The organism is Superficieibacter sp. (assembly GCF_032071645.1).
In the GTDB taxonomy this organism is placed as follows: domain Bacteria; phylum Pseudomonadota; class Gammaproteobacteria; order Enterobacterales; family Enterobacteriaceae; genus Superficieibacter.
In genome coordinates, this window is sequence record NZ_DAMAPU010000005.1 from 17,850 (window position 1) to 37,237 (window position 19,388).

The window sequence follows — 19,388 nt, forward strand, 5'->3', positions numbered from 1 at the left end:
GGGCTTGCAGCCCCGCTGACATTTCGCTAAAGTCGCCCCCCTTCTTCACCGGCATGGGGATTATCAGGTGTTTATTGGATTTGACTACGGCACGGCAAACTGTTCAGTGGCGGTGATGCGCGACGGCACACCACAGCTGCTGACCCTTGAAAACGGCAGCACGCTTTTACCCTCCATGCTTAGCGCACCCACGCGGGAAGCGGTCAGCGAATGGCTTTATCGCCACCACGGCGTTCCGGCGGACGGGAGCGAAACGCAGGCGCTGCTGCGCCGGGCGATTAACTACAACCGCGATGAAGATATTGATGTCCTGCCCGCCAGCGTCCAGTTTGGTCTGGCGTCACTGCGTCAGTACGTTGACGACCCGGAAGAAGTTTACTTTGTTAAATCGCCAAAATCGTTTCTCGGTGCCAGCGGGCTGAAGCCGCAGCAAATCGCCCTGTTTGAAGATCTGGTGTGCTCAATGATGCTGCACATCCGTCAGCAGGCGGAAAGCCAGTTGCCGGAAGCCATCACCCAGGCGGTAATTGGTCGGCCAATCAACTTTCAGGGGCTGGGCGGCGATGACGCCAACGCTCAGGCGCAGGGCATTCTTAACCGCGCCGCGCACCGCGCGGGCTTTCAGGATGTGATCTTTCAGTACGAACCGGTGGCGGCAGGCCTGGACTTCGAAGCCACGCTGCGGGAAGAAAAACGCGTGCTGGTGGTGGATATCGGCGGCGGCACCACCGACTGTTCGCTGCTGCTGATGGGTCCGCAGTGGCAGCATCGCCGGGAGCGCGACGCCAGCCTGCTGGGTCACAGCGGCTGTCGCATCGGCGGGAACGACCTGGATATCGCGCTGGCGTTTAAAAGTCTGATGCCGCTGCTGGGTCTGGGCGGTGAAACTGAAAAAGGCATCGCCCTGCCGATCCTGCCGTGGTGGAACGCGGTGGCGATCAACGACGTTCCGGCGCAAAGCGATTTCTACAGCACCGCCAACGGCCGTCTGTTAAACGATCTGCTGCGCGACGCCCGCGACGCGGAGAAAGTCGCGCTGCTGATCAAAGTCTGGCGGCAGCGGCTGAGCTACCGTCTGGTGCGCAGCGCGGAAGAGAGCAAAATTGCGCTGTCCGATCGCCCGGAAATCACCACTCCCCTGCCCTTTATCAGCGATTCGCTGGCGGCAGCCATTACCCAGGACGGGCTGGAAGCGGCGCTCAGCCAGCCGCTGACGCGCATACTGGAACAGGTGCATCTGGCGCTGGAGAATGCGCAGGAAAAACCGGACGTGATTTATTTGACCGGCGGTAGCGCGCGCTCCCCGCTGATTAAAAAAGCGCTGGCGGAGCGGTTGCCGGGCATCCCAATTGCGGGCGGCGATGATTTTGGCTCCGTCACCGCCGGGCTGGCACGCTGGGCGCAGGTGACGTTTGGCGGGTAAAGATCGAGGCACGCCGCAAAGCCTGCAAAGGATTATTGACTTCAGGGAGACCCGCTTCTAAATTAAAGGAGTGAGGGTAAGGGAGGATTTCTCCTCCCTCTGGTGTCTTAGTAAGCTGGGTAGCTAATCACTAAGAGTATCACCAGTATGATGACCCATTTCATCATAACCCTTTCCTTATTCTGGCCCCTTCCTCGGGAGGGGCTTTCCCGTTTCAGCCTCCTGCTGAACTCCCCTGACGACCTGTAGCGTGATGTTATCACCCGTTTCGTCTGCTTCCTGAAAACGACGCGCGTTCTACGCGTTGCCTCGCAAATCCGTTTGTCACCCCACCCCGCTATTCAGACTATTCTTTCTGCTGTTTCATAGTTCCTCCATTTTTGTGGGGACTCAGGTTACTAAACTAGTATTATTCGCCATACGCTTCAGGAAGAGACTCCCATAACAATGAAAGGCAGTAATAAAGCCCGCTGGGCGACAGCGCTGATAGTAGTCATTGTGGCCCTTGCCGCCGTCTGGTTCTGGCATGGCCGCAGTACGTCAGAAACCGCCTCCGCCACGACGAAACCTGCGGCTGGCGGACGTCATGCCCAGCGCAGTGCGCAACTGGCACCGGTGCAGGCGGCGACGGCGACCAGTGAATCGGTCCCGCGCTATCTTTCTGGCCTTGGAACCATTACCGCCGCTAATACCGTCACCGTGCGCAGTCGGGTGGACGGGCAACTGATGGCCATCCACTTTCAGGAAGGGCAGCAGGTAAAAGCGGGCGATCTGCTGGCGGAAATCGACCCCAGCGCGTTTAAGGTTGCGCTGGCCCAGGCGCAGGGCCAACTGGCAAAAGATCGTGCGACGCTGGCGAACGCCCGCCGCGATCTGGCGCGCTATCAGCAACTGGCGAAAACTAACCTCGTGTCCCGCCAGGAGCTGGATGCCCAGCAGGCGCTGGTCAGCGAAACGCAGGGAACGATCGCGGCGGATGAGGCCAGCGTGGCCAGCGCCCAGTTGCAGTTGACCTGGAGCCGCATCACCGCCCCGGTAGACGGACGCGTGGGTCTGAAACAGGTGGATATCGGCAATCAGATCTCCAGCGGCGACACCACCGGGCTCGTGGTGCTGACCCAGACCCATCCCATCGACCTGGTTTTCACCCTGCCGGAAGGAGATATCACCACCATCGTGCAGGCACAAAAAGCCGGGAAGACGCTGCCGGTAGAAGCCTGGGACCGTACCAATAAACAAAAACTCAGCGCCGGAACGCTGCTGAGCCTGGATAACCAGATCGACGCCACCACCGGCACCATCAAGCTCAAAGCGCGCTTTGATAACCAGGACGACTCGCTGTTCCCCAATCAGTTCGTCAACGCCCGCCTGCTGGTGGATACCCAGCAAAACGCGGTCGTGATCCCGACGGCAGCACTGCAAATGGGCAATGAGGGCAATTTTGTCTGGGTGATCAACGCCGACAATAAAGTCAGCAAGCACACGGTCGTACCCGGCATTCAGGACAGCCTGAAAGTGGTGATTACCGCCGGACTCTCAGCGGGCGACCGCGTGGTGACGGACGGGATAGACCGCCTGACCGAAGGCGCAAAAGTGGAAGTGGTTGAAGCACAAAGCTCCCCCGCCGCCGCGACACAAACGCCAACCAGTCGCGAATACGGCAAAAAAGGAGCGAACTCCTGATGCAGGTGTTACCTCCCCGCGCGACCGGCGGCCCCTCACGGCTGTTTATTATGCGTCCGGTCGCCACCACCCTGTTAATGGTGGCGATTATGATAGCCGGGATCATCGGCTACCGTTTTCTGCCTGTCTCCGCCCTGCCGGAAGTGGACTACCCGACGATTCAGGTCGTTACGCTGTATCCCGGCGCCAGCCCGGACGTGGTGACGTCCGCCATCACCGCCCCGCTGGAGCGTCAGTTTGGTCAGATGTCCGGCCTCAAACAGATGTCGTCGCAAAGCTCCGGCGGCGCGTCGGTGGTTACGCTTCAGTTCCAGCTCACGCTGCCGCTGGACGTTGCCGAGCAGGAAGTGCAGGCGGCAATCAACGCCGCCACCAATCTGCTGCCTGACGATCTCCCTAACCCGCCGGTGTACAGCAAAGTGAATCCGGCCGATCCGCCGATCATGACCCTTGCCGTGACCTCTTCTGCCCTGCCGATGACCCAGGTCGAAGACATGGTGGAAACGCGGGTGGCGCAGAAAATTTCCCAGCTTTCCGGCGTCGGTCTGGTGACGCTGGCGGGCGGACAGCGCCCGGCGGTGCGGGTGAAACTCAATGCCCAGGCCATTGCCGCGCTGGGCCTGACCAGCGAAACCGTGCGCACCGCGATCACCAGCGCTAACGTAAACTCGGCGAAAGGCAGTCTTGATGGCCCGACGCGCGCCATCACCCTGTCGGCGAACGACCAGATGCAGACCGCCGAAAAGTACCGCCGTCTGATTGTGGCGTACCAGAACGGTGCGGCAATCCGTCTCGGCGATATCGCGACCATCGAGCAGGGCGCAGAAAATAGCTGGCTTGGCGCGTGGGCCAATAAAGAGCAGGCGATTGTAATGAACGTACAGCGCCAGCCGGGAGCCAATATTATCGCCACCGCGCAGAGCATCCGCACCCTGCTGCCGCAGTTAACCGAAAGCCTGCCGAAGTCGGTGCAGGTGAAAGTGTTGTCGGATCGCACCACCAATATCAGCGCCTCGGTCAGCGATACCCAGTTTGAATTGATGCTCGCCATCGCGCTGGTGGTGATGATTATCTATGTCTTCCTGCGTAACATTCCGGCGACCATTATTCCCGGCGTCGCGGTGCCGCTGTCGCTGGTCGGCACCTTTGCGGTGATGGTGTTCCTCGATTTTTCAATCAATAACCTGACGCTTATGGCGCTGACCATCGCCACCGGCTTTGTGGTTGATGACGCTATCGTGGTGATTGAGAATATCTCGCGCTATATCGAAAAAGGCGAAAAGCCGCTGGCCGCAGCGCTGAAGGGCGCGGGCGAAATCGGCTTTACCATTATCTCCCTGACCTTCTCGTTGATTGCGGTGCTGATCCCGCTGCTGTTTATGGGAGATATCGTAGGCCGCCTGTTCCGCGAATTTGCCGTCACCCTGGCGGTGGCGATCCTGATTTCCGCCGTGGTGTCGCTGACCCTGACGCCGATGATGTGCGCACGAATGCTGAGCGCCGAATCGCTGCGCAGGCAGAACCGTTTTTCACGCGCCAGCGAGCGTTTCTTCGAGCGGGTCATCGCGGCCTACGGGTGCGGCCTGACGAAAGTGCTGAACCATCCGTGGCTGACGCTGAGCGTGGCGCTGGCAACGCTGGTGCTCTCTGTCATGCTGTGGATTTTCATTCCGAAAGGCTTTTTCCCGCTGCAGGATAACGGCATTATTCAGGGCACCTTACAGGCTCCGCAGTCGGCGTCGTTTGCCAGCATGGCGCAGCGTCAGCGGCTGGTGGCGGATGAAATCCTTAACGATCCGGCGGTGGAAAGCCTGACCACGTTTGTTGGCGTGGATGGCACCAATCCGGCGCTGAACAGCGCACGCCTGCAAATCAATCTTAAAGCGCTTGATGACCGCGAAGACCGCGTGCAGACGGTGATCCAGCGGCTTCAGCAGGCGGCAGCGCGCGTGCCCGGCGTGGAGCTGTATCTTCAGCCGACCCAGGATCTGACCATTGATACCACCGTCAGCCGCACGCAGTATCAGTTTACTCTCCAGGCTACCTCGCTGGACGCACTCAGCCACTGGGTACCGCTGTTAACTACCCGCCTTAAAACGCTGCCGGAGATTGCCGATGTCAGCAGCGACTGGCAGGACAAAGGCATGGTGGCGTATGTCAACGTCGATCGCGACAGCGCCAGCCGTCTTGGGATCAGCATGTCGGACGTCGATAACGCGCTGTACAACGCCTTTGGTCAGCGGCTGATCTCGACCATTTACACCCAGGCCAACCAGTACCGCGTGGTGCTGGAGCATGATACAACCAGCACGCCGGGGCTGGCAGCGCTGGACGGCGTGCGCCTGACCAGCACCGACGGCGGCGTAGTGCCGCTGACCGCGATTGCGAAAGTGGAGCAGCGTTTTGCCCCGCTGTCGATCAATCATCTGGATCAGTTCCCGGTCACGACCCTCTCCTTTAACGTTGCTGCCGGGCATTCGTTGGGCGAGGCGGTGGAGGCGATTCTGGCTGCTGAAAAAGACCTCAGCCTGCCGACTGACATTACCACCCAGTTCCAGGGCAGCACCCTCGCCTTCCAGTCGGCGCTGGGTAGCACGGTGTGGCTGATCGTCGCGGCGGTGGTGGCGATGTATATCGTGCTCGGCGTGCTGTACGAAAGCTTTATCCATCCGATCACCATTCTTTCCACGCTGCCCACGGCGGGCGTTGGCGCGTTGCTGGCGCTGTGGCTGTCGGGAAGCGAACTGGACGTGATCGCCATCATCGGCATTATTTTACTGATCGGCATTGTGAAGAAAAACGCCATCATGATGATCGACTTTGCTCTGGCAGCGGAGCGTGAACAGGGCATGGCCCCGCGCGAGGCGATTTATCAGGCCTGTCTGTTGCGTTTTCGGCCGATCCTGATGACCACCCTCGCCGCGCTGCTGGGGGCGCTGCCGCTGATGCTCAGTACCGGCGTCGGCGCGGAACTGCGCCGTCCGCTGGGGATTGGTATGGTCGGCGGTCTGCTGCTCAGCCAGGTGCTGACGCTGTTTACCACGCCGGTGATTTATCTGCTGTTTGACCGCCTGTCGCTGTGGACGCGCAGTCGGGTTGCGCAGCGTCACGAGGAGGCGTAGGTGAAGTTTTTCGCGCTCTTCATTCACCGCCCGGTGGCGACGATCCTGATTTCGTTCGCCATTACCCTGTGCGGCATCCTCGGTTTTCGCCTGCTGCCGGTCGCCCCGCTGCCGCAGGTGGATTTCCCGGTCATTATGATCAGCGCTTCGCTGCCCGGCGCGTCGCCGGAAACGATGGCCTCGTCGGTCGCCACACCGCTGGAGCGCTCGCTGGGGCGGATTGCCGGGGTCAGTGAAATGACCTCCAGCAGCTCGCTTGGCAGCACGCGCATTATTCTGGAATTTAACTTCGACCGCGACATTAACGGCGCGGCGCGTGACGTTCAGGCCGCCATCAACGCGGCGCAAAGCCTGCTGCCGAGCGGAATGCCGAGTCGTCCGACCTATCGTAAGGCCAATCCGTCAGACGCGCCGATTATGATCCTCACTCTCACCTCCGACACCTATTCGCAGGGTGAACTGTATGACTTCGCCTCCACCCAACTGGCGCAGACCATCGCGCAAATGGACGGCGTGGGCGACGTTGACGTGGGCGGCAGTTCGCTCCCGGCGGTGCGGGTGGGCTTAAATCCGCAGGCGCTGTTTAACCAGGGCGTTTCGCTGGATGACGTCAGCAGCGCCATCAGTAACGCCAACGTGCGCAAGCCGCAGGGCGCAATCGACGACGCCAGCCACCGCTGGCAGATCCAGACCAACGACGAGCTGAAAACTGCCGCCGAATATAAACCGCTGATTGTGCATTACAGCAACGGCGCGGCGGTGCGCCTCGGCGACGTCGCCACGGTCACAGATTCAGTGCAGGACGTGCGCAATGCCGGGATGACTAATGCCAAACCGGCGATCCTGCTGATGATCCGCAAGCTGCCGGAAGCCAATATTATCGAGACGGTAGACCGCGTCCGTGCGCGCCTGCCAGAGCTGCAAAAAACCATTCCGGCGGCTATCGATCTGCAAATTGCCCAGGACCGCTCGCCGACCATTCGCGCCTCGCTGGAAGAGGTCGAACAAACGCTGATTATCTCGGTGGCGCTGGTGATCCTGGTGGTATTCCTGTTCCTGCGATCCGGGCGCGCTACGCTGATCCCAGCGGTGGCGGTGCCGGTTTCACTGATCGGGACGTTCGCCGCCATGTATCTGTGCGGCTTCAGCCTCAACAACCTGTCGCTGATGGCGCTGACCATTGCCACCGGCTTTGTGGTGGATGACGCCATCGTGGTACTGGAGAATATTTCCCGCCATCTGGAAGCAGGAATGAAACCGCTCCAGGCGGCGCTTCAGGGGACGCGCGAGGTCGGGTTTACGGTGCTGTCGATGAGCGTATCGCTGGTGGCGGTGTTCCTGCCGCTGCTGCTGATGAGCGGGCTGCCGGGGCGACTCCTGCGCGAATTTGCGGTCACGCTGTCGGTCGCCATCGGTATCTCGCTGATCATTTCACTGACCCTGACGCCGATGATGTGCGGCTGGATGCTTAAACGCAGCCCGCCGCACCAGCCCACGCGCAACCGGGGCGTTGGTCGCCTGCTGGTGGCCCTCCAGCAGGGTTACGGTAAATCGCTCCAGTGGGTGTTAAAGCACGCGCGGCTGACCGGGCTGGTACTGCTCGCCACGATTGTGCTCAACGTCTGGCTGTATATCTCGATCCCAAAAACCTTCTTCCCGGAGCAGGATACCGGCGTGCTGATGGGCGGCATCCAGGCGGATCAGAGCATCTCTTTCCAGGCGATGCGCGGCAAATTGCAGAACTTCATGAAGATCATCCGCGACGATCCGGCGGTGGATAACGTCACCGGCTTTACCGGCGGGTCACGGGTGAACAGCGGCATGATGTTCATCACCCTGAAAGCGCGCGGCGAGCGGCAGGAAACGGCGCAGCAAATCATCGATCGGTTGCGCAAAAAGCTGGCTAACGAGCCGGGCGCAAGCCTGTTTCTGATGGCGGTGCAGGATATCCGCGTCGGTGGTCGTCAGGCTAACGCCAGCTATCAGTACACGCTGTTGTCAGATGATTTAAGCGCCCTGCGCGAATGGGAGCCAAAAATCCGTAAGGCACTGGCTGCCCTGCCGGAGCTGGCGGACGTTAACTCCGATCAGCAGGATAACGGCGCGGAGATGAACCTGATTTACGATCGTGAGAGCATGTCGCGGCTGGGGATCAGCGTTCAGGCGGCGAACAGCCTGCTGAATAACGCCTTTGGTCAGCGCCAGATTTCCACCATCTACCAGCCGCTGAATCAGTATAAAGTGGTGATGGAAGTTGATCCGGTGTACACCCAGGACATCAGCGCGCTGGACAAAATGTACGTGATTAACAGTGACGGCAAAGCTATCCCGCTGTCCTTCTTCGCCAAATGGCAGCCTGCCAACGCGCCGCTGTCGGTGAATCATCAGGGACTGTCAGCGGCGTCGACCGTCTCCTTCAACCTGCCGACCGGCAAGTCGCTTTCCGAAGCCAGCGCGGCGATTGACCGCGCGATGACCCAGCTTGGCGTGCCGTCCAGCGTGCGCGGCAGTTTTGCGGGTACAGCCCAGGTGTTCCAGGAAACGATGAACTCACAGGTGATCCTGATCCTCGCGGCGATTGCCACGGTGTATATCGTGCTGGGGATCCTGTACGAAAGCTATGTGCATCCACTGACCATTCTCTCTACCCTCCCCTCGGCGGGGGTGGGGGCGCTGCTGGCGCTGGAAGCTTTTGATGCCCCGTTCAGCCTGATTGCCCTGATCGGCATTATGCTATTAATTGGCATCGTCAAGAAAAACGCCATCATGATGGTCGATTTCGCCATCGACGCCCAGCGTAACGGCAACCTGTCGCCGGAAGAGGCGATTTTCCAGGCCTGCCTGCTGCGTTTCCGCCCGATTATGATGACCACCCTGGCGGCGCTGTTCGGCGCGCTGCCGCTGGTGATTTCCGGCGGAGACGGTTCGGAACTGCGCCAGCCGCTGGGGATCGCCATCGTTGGCGGTCTGGCGATGAGTCAGTTGCTGACGCTGTACACCACGCCGGTGGTCTATCTGTTCTTCGACCGTCTGCGGCTGCGTTTTTCGCGTCAATCCCGTCAACCGGTAAGCGAGTAAAATGACTGAACTGCCCGCCAGCGTGCGCTGGCAACTGTGGATTGTGGCCTTTGGCTTTTTTATGCAGGCGCTGGATACCACGATTGTCAATACCGCCCTCCCCTCAATGGCGCAAAGCCTGGGGGAGAGTCCGCTGCATATGCACATGGTGATCGTCTCCTACGTGCTGACGGTGGCGGTGATGCTGCCCGCCAGCGGCTGGCTGGCGGATCGGGTGGGCGTGCGCAACATTTTTTGTACCGCGATTGTGCTGTTCACCCTTGGTTCGCTGTTCTGCGCCCAGGCCAGCGATCTCAATGAACTGGTGATGGCGCGGGTGTTGCAGGGCGTGGGCGGCGCAATGATGGTCCCGGTCGGGCGGCTGACGGTGATGAAAATCGTGCCGCGCGAGCAATACATGGCGGCGATGACTTTCGTCACTCTGCCGGGGCAGATCGGCCCGCTGCTTGGCCCGGCGCTGGGCGGCGTACTGGTCGAATATGCCTCCTGGCACTGGATTTTCCTGATTAATATTCCGGTCGGCATTATCGGAGCCATCGCCACCCTGATGCTGATGCCGAATTATAAAATGCAGACCCGGCGCTTTGATATGTCGGGGTTTCTCCTGCTGGCGCTGGGAATGGCGGCGTTGACCCTGGCGCTCGACGGACAAAAAGGACTGGGGATTTCGACGCTGGCGCTGGCGGGGCTGGTCATCGTCGGCGTTATGGCGATGGCGTTATATCTGCGTCATGCGAAAAATAACGACGCCGCGCTGTTTAACCTGAATCTGTTCCGCACCCCAACCTTTTCGCTGGGACTGGCGGGCAGCTTTGCCGGACGGCTGGGCAGCGGCATGTTGCCGTTTATGACGCCGGTGTTTTTGCAAATCGGGCTGGGATTTTCGCCCTTCCACGCCGGACTGATGATGATCCCGATGGTGCTCGGCAGCATGGGAATGAAGCGCATCGTGGTGCAGGTGGTTAACCGCTTTGGCTACCGCCGGGTGCTGGTCGTCACCACCGTTGGGCTGGCGCTGGTCAGCCTGCTGTTTATGAGCGTCGCGCTGCTCGGCTGGTTCTGGCTGCTACCGGTAGTGCTTTTCGTGCAGGGCATGGTTAACTCCACCCGCTTTTCGTCAATGAATACGCTGACGCTGAAAGATTTGCCGGACGATCTTGCCAGCGGCGGCAACAGCCTGCTGTCGATGATTATGCAGTTGTCGATGAGTATCGGCGTGACCGTCGCCGGGCTGCTGCTGGGGATGTACGGGCAGCAGCATATCGCCGTGGACAGCGGCGCGTCGCACAGCGTCTTTATTTATACCTATTTCAGCATGGCGGTGATTATTGCCCTGCCCGCGCTGATTTTTGCCCGCGTCCCGGACGACACCAGCAAGAACGCGGTCATCGCCCGGCGCAAAAGGAGAAATTCGTGAAACTATGGCGGCCCGGTATTACCGGCAAGCTTTTCCTGGCGATCCTCACGACCTGCATTTTGCTGCTGGTGACGATGCACTGGGCGGTGCGCATCAGCTTCGAGCGCGGATTTATCGATTATATTAAGCACGGCAACGAGCAGCGGCTGCAAATGCTCAGCGATGCGTTAAGCGATCAGTACGCCCTGCACGGCAACTGGCGCTTTTTGCGCAATAACGACCGCTTTATTTTCCAGATCCTGCGCTCGTTCGAGCATGATGAAGATGAGCATCCAGGCGGCCCGCGCGGGCCTGGTGGTCCGGGCGAACCCGGCCCCGGTATGCCGCCGCACGGCTGGCGCACGCAGTTCTGGGTGGTCGATCAGCAGCAGCAGGTGCTGGTTGGCCCGCGCTCGCCGGTGCCGCCGGACGGTACGCGCCGTGGAATTAAAGTCAACGGCGTGCAGGTAGGCGAAGTGATTGCTTCCCCCGTCGAGCGCCTGACGCGCAATACCGATATTAATTTCGACCGTCAACAGCGGCGCACCAGCTGGCTGATTGTCGCTCTTGCTACCCTGCTGGCGGCGCTCGCCACCTTCCCGCTGGCGCGCGGCCTGCTGGCTCCGGTCAAACGGCTGGTGGAAGGCACGCATAAACTGGCCGCTGGCGATTTCTCCACCCGCGTGGCGGCCAGTAGCCAGGATGAGCTGGGCAAGCTGGCGCAGGACTTCAACCAGCTCGCCAGCACCCTGGAGAGAAATCAGCAGATGCGCCGCGATCTGATGGCGGATATTTCGCATGAACTGCGCACCCCGCTGGCGGTGCTGCGCGGCGAGCTGGAGGCCATTCAGGACGGCGTGCGTCAATTCACCCCGGAATCCGTCTCCTCGCTTCAGGCGGAAGTCGGCACGCTGACCAAGCTGGTGGACGACCTGCACCAGCTTTCCATGTCCGACGAAGGCGCGCTGGCCTATCAGAAAGCGCCGGTAGATGTGATCCCGCTGGTGGAAATGGCCGCTGCCGCGTTTCGCGAACGCTTCGCCAGCCGGGGCTTGACGCTGCGGGTGCTGCTGCTGCCGGGTGCAACGGTGTTCGGCGACGGCGACCGTCTGATGCAGCTGTTTAATAATCTGCTGGAGAACAGCCTGCGCTACACCGACAGCGGCGGACACCTGCTGATCGCCGCCAGTATGACGGCCACGACCGTCACTCTTGATTTCGCCGACAGCGCGCCGGGGGTGAGCGATGAGCAACTCTCCCGGCTGTGCGAACGCTTCTACCGCGCTGAAGGTTCGCGCAACCGGGCCAGCGGCGGCTCCGGGCTGGGGCTGGCGATTTGCCAGAACATCGTAGCCGCTCACGGCGGGGCGCTGCACCTCGCGCATTCGCCGTATGGCGGTGTTAGTATTAAAGTAGAGTTACCGCTGGATCGCGATTTGCAGGGAGACGTATGACCGAATTACCGATTGACGACAAAACACCGCGTATTTTAATTGTCGAAGATGAACCCAAGCTGGGGCAGTTGCTGATCGACTACCTGCTGGCCGCCAGCTATGCGCCAACGCTTATCAGCCACGGCGATAAAGTCCTTGCTTACGTGCGCCAGACGCCGCCGGATCTGATCCTGCTGGATTTAATGCTTCCCGGCACCGACGGCCTGACCCTGTGCCGGGAAATCCGCCGTTTTTCCGAAGTGCCGATTGTCATGGTCACCGCCAAAATCGAAGAGATCGACCGTCTGCTGGGGCTGGAAATCGGCGCGGACGACTATATCTGTAAGCCCTATAGTCCGCGTGAAGTGGTGGCGCGGGTGAAAACCATTTTACGCCGCTGCAAGCCGCACCGTGAGCTGCTTGCGCTGGATGAAAACAGCCCGCTAATCGTTGATGAAAGCCGTTTTCAGGCCTCCTGGCACGACAAACTGCTGGATCTGACGCCCGCCGAATTTCGCCTGCTGAAAACGCTGTCGCAGGAGCCGGGGAAAGTCTTCTCCCGTGAACAGTTGTTGAATCATCTTTATGACGATTACCGGGTGGTGACCGATCGCACCATTGACAGCCATATCAAAAACCTGCGCCGCAAGCTGGAAGCGCTGGATGCGGAACAGTCATTTATTCGCGCGGTTTATGGCGTGGGCTATCGCTGGGAAGCGGATGCTTCGCGGCCCGGCTAACGCCCGCTGGGTTGATTTCCTGAATATCAGAAAGTCTTGCGCCGGATGAAAACGCCCTTTCGGGTCGGAATAATCCTATAGCATCACATTGCGAACGGGGGTCATGATCGTGGCAAAGCCCTCCATCCCCCGAAAAAATAAGGATTTATTTATGCTGCCCATTCGCTCAGCCCTTTGTGCGCTCCTGGTGATGTCCTTCGCCGCCCATGCTGAGATCAGCGAAGAGGAGGTCAATGCCGCCTGTGCCAAAGTGCCGGATTACGCCCGCGACGGCGAGCAGGCTTATAAAGCCAAAAATTATGCTAAAGCGTATAACGCCTTTGCAAAACAGGTGATCTGGAGTGAAAGCTGCGACCTCGGAGATAGCGCCATTGCCACCGCGTACAATAACGTCGCCCTGACGCTGATCCGACAAAAGAATTACCGCGAGGCGCAGGCCTGGCTGATGCTGATGCCAAAGGATCCGAAGTCGGCTTATAACCTTGGGATGATCAAAGATAAACTGGCCGCGCTGCCGCCAGCCACTTCCCCTGCGGGCGAATACTGGCAGTATGCCGGGGGGTCGGCATGGAATACGCTGACGCTAAAAGCAGGAAAATCCGCCGGAGAATATCAGGCGGATTATATGGGCTATTACTTTGGCATCATGGGCGCGTGGAATGGCCCGAATACCGGTGAATTTTCCGCACCGGTACGGTTAAAAGACGGCAAAGGCGTCATTGCCGTACGCGATGGAGCCATTGCGAACTGCGATATCGCCCTGACCGTCGCGCCGGATGAAGCCGAACTCAAAACCGATCAACCTCAGGAGTGCGGCTTCGGTCATAACGTCGATGCCAACGGCACGTTTGTCCGGGTGAAATAATCCACCACGCCCTCTTACGGATGAGGGCGCTATCCCTGACGTTTGAACTCCCGCCATACGCGCAGCATCAGCACCACCAGCCCGGCGACACCGACAAGCAACACGCCCCACAGCAGGAGTTTATTCAGCATACTGGCACGCTCGGCCGGATCGGTCGCCGTCAGCCGCGCTTCGCCGCCGAGCGTCACCTCATCCCCGGCGTAGGCCCAGGGTAAAAGGGTGGCGTCAGGCATTGACGGTGGCAGCAGCGCGTTGGCACTCAACGCCTGCGGCTGGGCGGCTTTATTTCCCCACGCCAGCAGGTAAGGCGGATTCCCCTGGGCATTGAAGGCCAGCGTGCGCTTTTCACGCAGCCCCGTTACCCGTGGCAGTTCCTTGCCCCACTGCTGATGAATCCCTTTCAGGCGGATGCCCTGGATCACCTTGCCATCCAGCGCCAGCGGCATCGGGTCGTAGCCACTGACCGCATAAGCCACCAGTTTGGTCAGCGGATGCCAGCTATCGGACGCCGAGCTGCGGTATTCAATCTCCAAAGGCAGCACGCTGTTTTTAACCGTGGGCACGATCCTCACGGCGTTTAACGGCTGCGGTTGCTGCCAGAAATAGTGCGCTTCATCCGCCGAAACCGCCTGCGCCCGTGGTGAAAGCCGCAGCATCTCCTGGGCAGGTTGCGGATCGCGGCTCACCGCCTGCGCCGCTTTGATATTCAGCTTTGGCACCGCCAGGGGATCGCGCGCCAGCACCAGCCAGTATTTATGTGCGCCGTCGACATCCAGCGTATTAAGCTGTAGCCGGTCGCTGCCCGAATTCAGATCCATCAGCGGGACGTCTTCAGCAATCCGCGACCATGACTTAAGATCGCTGCTGTAAAAAACGTCCACACTGGTTTGCCAGTTTTCAGTCAGCCGCGACCACTCAAGACGAATTTGATCGATGCCGGGCTGGTCCAGCATCTTATCGCCCAGTTCAAGCAGCCAGCCCCGCTGCGTGGCCTGAGGCTTTTCCGCCCACAGGGTCACCTCCAGCCCGGAGCCAGAACGCAGAGAAACCTCGTCCGGCGAGCGGGAAGCCGTCTGATTCATTGTATAAACCCGCAGCGGAATGTCCTTCTCTCCCCCCGGGCGCGCGGGAGGCAGGCTCCAGGCGAACGGCAGATTCTGCCCCTGCCCGTTGAACACCCGCACGTCGCGCAGATCCGGCCAGACGCTTTGCTCATACACCTTTTCCGGCAACTCCACCTGATAATACGGCTCGCTGCCGTCGGTGGTCAGCGAGGTGCCCCAGGCAAAATCATTCGGCGCGTCCGCAGCCTGAGCTATCGTCGCCCCGACCAGCGTTAACCCGCCCAGCAGAACGGCATGTAATACGATCCTTTTCATTTATCTGTCCTCTCGCGGGTCATTTTTTCCTGTCCGGGAGGTAACGGAGAGAAATAACCAATGATTAAAATCAGTACCGCCACGCCGATAAACGCCACCGCGCGCAGTAAACCGCCGCCGCCCGCGCTATCGACCAGAAAGAGTTTAATGACCACCACCCCCAGCAGCGCCGCACCGATAAACCAGCCGATGCGGTAATTACGCCGGGTGGCGAGCGCCATGACGCCCAGCGCGGATAATCCCCACAGCAGGGCAAAAGTGGTCTGGATGAGACGCGAATCCCACAGCGTTTCGACGCGCCAGGCGGTATCAGAGTAGTACGCCAGCGCGCGCAGCAAAATGCCGTTGCCCCACCAGAAAACGACGGCGGCGCTGAATATCGCCATTGCCCGCCCCGCCTGCGGATAGAGCACCCGGCCAATTCTGCGCCACCAGAGGATCAACGTCAGCAGAGTGAGCATGGCGCTCTCTTCAAGCGGGTTAAACAGCGGAATGTACTGCCAGTCCGGCATCACGCCGTCCAGCAGATTGGCAAACAGCAGGAACAGCACCGCCAGCGGGATCAGCGGCAGCACGCCCCAGAAGGCATACAGCTGCCGGTAACGCGCCACCGGCCAGATCCCCCGGCGCAGCGCAATCAGCACGGTTTTGATCGCCAGCGCGATGGCGGTGACTCTCGCCGCTTCCCGCCACTCGTCCATTCCCCACGCCAACCGGGCGGTCTGCCAGAAAATCTCGCCGCCAAGCGCCAGCAGGATGCTCCAGAACAGCGCCAGATGCAGCCCATAGCGTAGCGGGAATTTGACCGGCGGCACCATTTCACGGCGCAGCAGGAAAATCGCGATAGCCAGCACGGGCAGCCAAATAAGATTCAGCCAGCCCGCGTGCAGCGGCGAGGTATCGACCAGCACCTGCCAGAGGACGACGCCGATCATCATCGGCCACAGCAGCCAGACCGCATAGCGCAGCGCGCGCCAGTGCAGACGCATCCCCGCCCGCCGCCATAGCAGGCTGGAGGCGGCGACCAGCGCCAGCAGCAGGAAAATCTCCCGCTGCAAAGGCAGTTGGAGCAGCCACAGCGTTCCCATCAGACACGCCATCCACAGCGCGATACCGCCGCCAAGCAGCCCCAGGCTTATCAGCCGCCACAGCGCGTGGATGCGCACGACGCGCCAGATATAGCTGGCGCTCAGCCAGCTTAGCGCCAGGATCGCAAACACGATGCTGAACGACAGCGCGCCGATGCCGTTTTGCCACGCCCACAGCGCCGATCCCAGCGCCAGTAGCTGGAGGGCGGTGCCGCTGTAGCTCATGCGGATCTGTTTTTGCGTATGCCCAAGCCAGAGCACGCCCACCCCTTCCAGCGCCCAGGCCATTGAGGTCCACTGTGCTGACAGCGCCAGCGGGATCGCCAGAGTGGCAAAGACGCCGCCCAGCGCCAGCGCGGCAAGCACAATTTGCCTGCCGAGTGACGGATAGCGTTTCATCGCCACCCACGCCAGCAGCAGATAGCCTGCGGCAAAGAACAACGCGGAGAACGCCGGGCCAAACGCCCAGTGGCGGGTTATCGCATACTGCATTCCGAAGCCGACCAGCGGCGTACCAAACAGCAGTACGCCGTCAATGATTTTCTCTCCTGGCCGCCGGGAGCGCAGCGCCAGCGCCACGCTCAGCACGCCGAAAATAAGCAGATTGGCCAGCAGGAATAGCTGGCAGCTAAACCAGAATTCAGGCCGGTAGTCCTGCCATCCCCACAATCCGCCAATGCCGAAGGTAAACACAAAGCCGAGCAGGTTAAGTGGCCGCCAGGGTTGCCAGATACTGATGGCGAGAATGCCGATCGACAGCAGCAGATAGTAGGAGAACAGCCCGACGTGACTGCCACCGCCGGTAGAGAGCAGAATGGGCGACAGATAGCCGCCGATGCTGGCGAGCATCGCCAGGCTTAGCGCCCGCTGCATCACCGCCAGCCCTACGCTTGCGGCACAGACCACCAGCATCAGGCCAAAGGCGAGAAAATGTGGCAGCAGGTGATACAGCCGGAACGCGCCGAAAATAGTGATGTATAGCGCGCCGACGGCCCCGCCCTGAAGGATCAACGCATAGAGCGGATTTTTAAGCCGCAGACGCCAGCCAACGGCAAGCAGCGCAATGCCCGCCAGCGCCGCCCCGGTCAGGCGCAGTTCGATGGGGAACAGATCGCGTTCGACGCTGTATTTGACCAGGAAGGCCAGCCCGAAAAACAGCAGGATGATACCGATTTTTGCCAGCGGATTGCCCCGGGTAAACCAGCTCAGCAGGCCCATTACCGGCTGCGGAAGCGCGTATTTCTCTTTCTGCGGCGGTGCATTTTCCCAGACTTCCGCCGCTGGCACAGGCTCATCAAGCGGACGCGGCGCGTCAGGCTCCGGCAATGGCGGCTCGAAGGACGGCATCTCTGGCGGCGCGGTAGCCGCGAAGGTTTCCGCGACCGGCGGTACGGTCTCACGCAGCGGAAGTTCGGCGCGGGCAAGCTGGTTTTGCAGCTCCGCGACCTGCGCCGTCAGGCGGTCGATTTGATACTGGTTACGTCGTCCTTTTGCCAGCGCGTTAAACGCCAGCGCGGGCAGCAAGACCAGGTAAAAAAGCGCGACAATAATGCCAAAAATGACGATCTCATCCATGTCTTTTCCTTAAACCACAATCCGCTTCGCTGGTGGGAAATCATTTTCACTATAGCTGAAAAGCGCGGGAGCGTAGTATCTGCGGGTAAAGCCCTGCTGAGAACCCGCGCCCGGCATGTTTACTCTCCGCCCGCGATAGCGTTACAATGCCCGCCCTTAATGTGGGGGCACTCCCCCAACCGCTTCCGCTAACGAGGCGGATCTGACCTGTCATCAGAACGAGAACATCATGTTTAAACCGGAACTCCTTTCCCCGGCGGGAACGCTGAAAAATATGCGTTACGCCTTCGCCTATGGCGCGGATGCCGTCTATGCGGGCCAGCCCCGCTACTCGCTGCGGGTGCGTAATAATGAATTCAACCACGAGAATTTGCAGCTTGGCATTAATGAAGCCCACGCGCTCGGTAAAAAATTCTACGTGGTGGTTAACATTGCCCCGCATAACGCCAAGCTGAAAACCTTTATCCGTGATTTAACACCGGTGGTGGAAATGGGGCCGGACGCGCTGATTATGTCCGATCCGGGTTTAATTATGCTGGTGCGGGAAAACTTTCCGCAGATGGCCGTTCATCTCTCCGTGCAGGCTAATGCCGTCAACTGGGCGACGGTGAAATTCTGGCAGCAAATGGGGCTGACCCGTGTGATCCTCTCCCGCGAGCTGTCGCTGGATGAAATCGCAGAAATCCGCGCCCAGGTGCCGGAAATGGAAATTGAGATTTTCGTTCACGGCGCGCTGTGCATGGCCTATTCCGGTCGCTGCCTGCTCTCCGGCTATATCAATAAACGCGATCCGAACCAGGGCACCTGCACCAACGCCTGCCGTTGGGAATATAACGTTCAGGAAGGCAAAGAAGATACCGTCGGCAATATTGTACATAAGTATGAGCCTATTGCGGTGCATAACGTCGAGCCGACGCTGGGCATTGGCGCGCCGACGGATAAAGTCTTTATGATCGAAGAGGCGAAACGCCCGGGCGAATATATGACCGCGTTCGAAGACGAGCACGGCACTTATATTATGAACTCGAAAGATCTGCGGGCGATTGCTCACGTTGAGCGCTTAACTCAGATGGGCGTCCATTCGCTGAAAATCGAAGGCCGGACCAAATCTTTTTATTACTGCGCCCGCACCGCGCAGGTATACCGCAAAGCCATTGACGATGCCGCTGCCGGAAAACCGTTTGATACCAGCCTGCTGGAAACGCTGGAAGGTCTGGCCCATCGCGGTTATACCGAAGGTTTCCTGCGTCGCCATACGCATGATGATTATCAGAACTACGAATACGGTTACTCGGTTTCTGAGCGCCAGCAGTTTGTCGGTGAATTTACCGGTGAGCGCAACGGCGACCTTGCGGCGGTCGCGGTGAAAAATAAATTCTCCGTCGGCGACAGCCTGGAATTAATGACGCCGCAGGGCAACGTGAATTTCACCCTTGAGCATATGGAAAACGCGAAAGGCGAAGCAATGCCGGTCGCACCGGGCGACGGCTATACCGTCTGGCTGCCAGTGCCGCAGGAAATGGCGCTGGAGTACGCGCTGTTAATGCGTAACTTTGACGGGCAAAGTACGCGTAATCCGCACGCCAGTTAAAACAACAGCAGCCCG

General features: G+C 59.9%; 12 protein-coding genes. 9 read left to right on the top strand and 3 right to left on the bottom strand.

All coding sequences use genetic code 11. The features are described from left to right. Nucleotides 1-67 precede the first annotated feature (67 nt). The gene (gene yegD, locus RT197_RS11305; RefSeq protein WP_312950515.1) at nt 68-1,423 is read left to right on the top strand and encodes a molecular chaperone; all 1,356 of its coding nucleotides are present in this window, start codon (nt 68-70) and stop codon (nt 1,421-1,423) included. A 107-nt stretch (nt 1,424-1,530) separates the two neighbouring features. Here yegD and RT197_RS11310 read toward each other — a convergent pair whose 3' ends face one another. Beyond that, nucleotides 1,531-1,590: a type I toxin-antitoxin system Ibs family toxin gene (locus tag RT197_RS11310; protein WP_312951220.1), complete on the bottom strand. Its 60-nt coding sequence runs from the start codon at nt 1,588-1,590 to the stop codon at nt 1,531-1,533. A gap of 280 nt (nt 1,591-1,870) precedes the next feature. On the opposite strand from RT197_RS11310, the gene RT197_RS11315 reads away from it, so the two are divergent. The 7 genes from RT197_RS11315 (at nt 1,871) to RT197_RS11345 (ending at nt 13,740) form a co-directional block, all read left to right on the top strand. Further along, nucleotides 1,871-3,106: an MdtA/MuxA family multidrug efflux RND transporter periplasmic adaptor subunit gene (locus tag RT197_RS11315; RefSeq protein ID WP_312950518.1), complete on the top strand. Its 1,236-nt coding sequence runs from the start codon at nt 1,871-1,873 to the stop codon at nt 3,104-3,106. Then, the gene (locus RT197_RS11320; protein ID WP_312950521.1) at nt 3,106-6,228 is read left to right on the top strand and encodes an MdtB/MuxB family multidrug efflux RND transporter permease subunit; all 3,123 of its coding nucleotides are present in this window, start codon (nt 3,106-3,108) and stop codon (nt 6,226-6,228) included. The genes RT197_RS11315 and RT197_RS11320 overlap by 1 nt, the downstream gene beginning before the upstream one ends. After that, nucleotides 6,229-9,306, top strand: coding sequence for a multidrug efflux RND transporter permease subunit MdtC (gene mdtC, locus RT197_RS11325; protein WP_312950522.1), 3,078 nt, complete (start codon nt 6,229-6,231; stop codon nt 9,304-9,306). Nucleotide 9,307: 1 nt separating this feature from the next. Next, complete coding sequence (locus RT197_RS11330) at nt 9,308-10,723, top strand: MFS transporter (RefSeq protein WP_312950524.1); 1,416 nt, start codon at nt 9,308-9,310, stop codon at nt 10,721-10,723. After that, the gene (baeS, locus tag RT197_RS11335) at nt 10,720-12,156 is read left to right on the top strand and encodes a two-component system sensor histidine kinase BaeS (RefSeq protein ID WP_312950527.1); all 1,437 of its coding nucleotides are present in this window, start codon (nt 10,720-10,722) and stop codon (nt 12,154-12,156) included. Before RT197_RS11330 ends, baeS begins: the two co-directional genes overlap by 4 nt. Further along, nucleotides 12,153-12,875, top strand: coding sequence for a two-component system response regulator BaeR (baeR, locus tag RT197_RS11340; protein ID WP_312950529.1), 723 nt, complete (start codon nt 12,153-12,155; stop codon nt 12,873-12,875). The genes baeS and baeR overlap by 4 nt, the downstream gene beginning before the upstream one ends. A gap of 151 nt (nt 12,876-13,026) precedes the next feature. Beyond that, nucleotides 13,027-13,740 (top strand): tetratricopeptide repeat protein, encoded by a 714-nt coding sequence (locus RT197_RS11345; RefSeq protein WP_312950532.1) that lies wholly within the window; start codon nt 13,027-13,029, stop codon nt 13,738-13,740. A 29-nt stretch (nt 13,741-13,769) separates the two neighbouring features. Here the strand turns inward: RT197_RS11345 and RT197_RS11350 are convergent, their stop codons facing one another. After that, nucleotides 13,770-15,119 carry a DUF3999 family protein gene (locus RT197_RS11350; RefSeq protein ID WP_312950534.1) on the bottom strand — a complete coding sequence of 450 codons (1,350 nt, stop codon included), beginning with the start codon at nt 15,117-15,119 and terminating at the stop codon, nt 13,770-13,772. Then, on the bottom strand, nt 15,116-17,782 hold the full coding sequence (locus tag RT197_RS11355; protein WP_312950537.1) for a DUF2339 domain-containing protein: 2,667 nt from the start codon (nt 17,780-17,782) through the stop codon (nt 15,116-15,118). Before RT197_RS11355 ends, RT197_RS11350 begins: the two co-directional genes overlap by 4 nt. A gap of 229 nt (nt 17,783-18,011) precedes the next feature. Between RT197_RS11355 and yegQ the strand changes: the two genes are divergently transcribed. Then, complete coding sequence (gene yegQ, locus RT197_RS11360) at nt 18,012-19,373, top strand: tRNA 5-hydroxyuridine modification protein YegQ (protein ID WP_312950540.1); 1,362 nt, start codon at nt 18,012-18,014, stop codon at nt 19,371-19,373. Nucleotides 19,374-19,388: the final 15 nt, after the last annotated feature.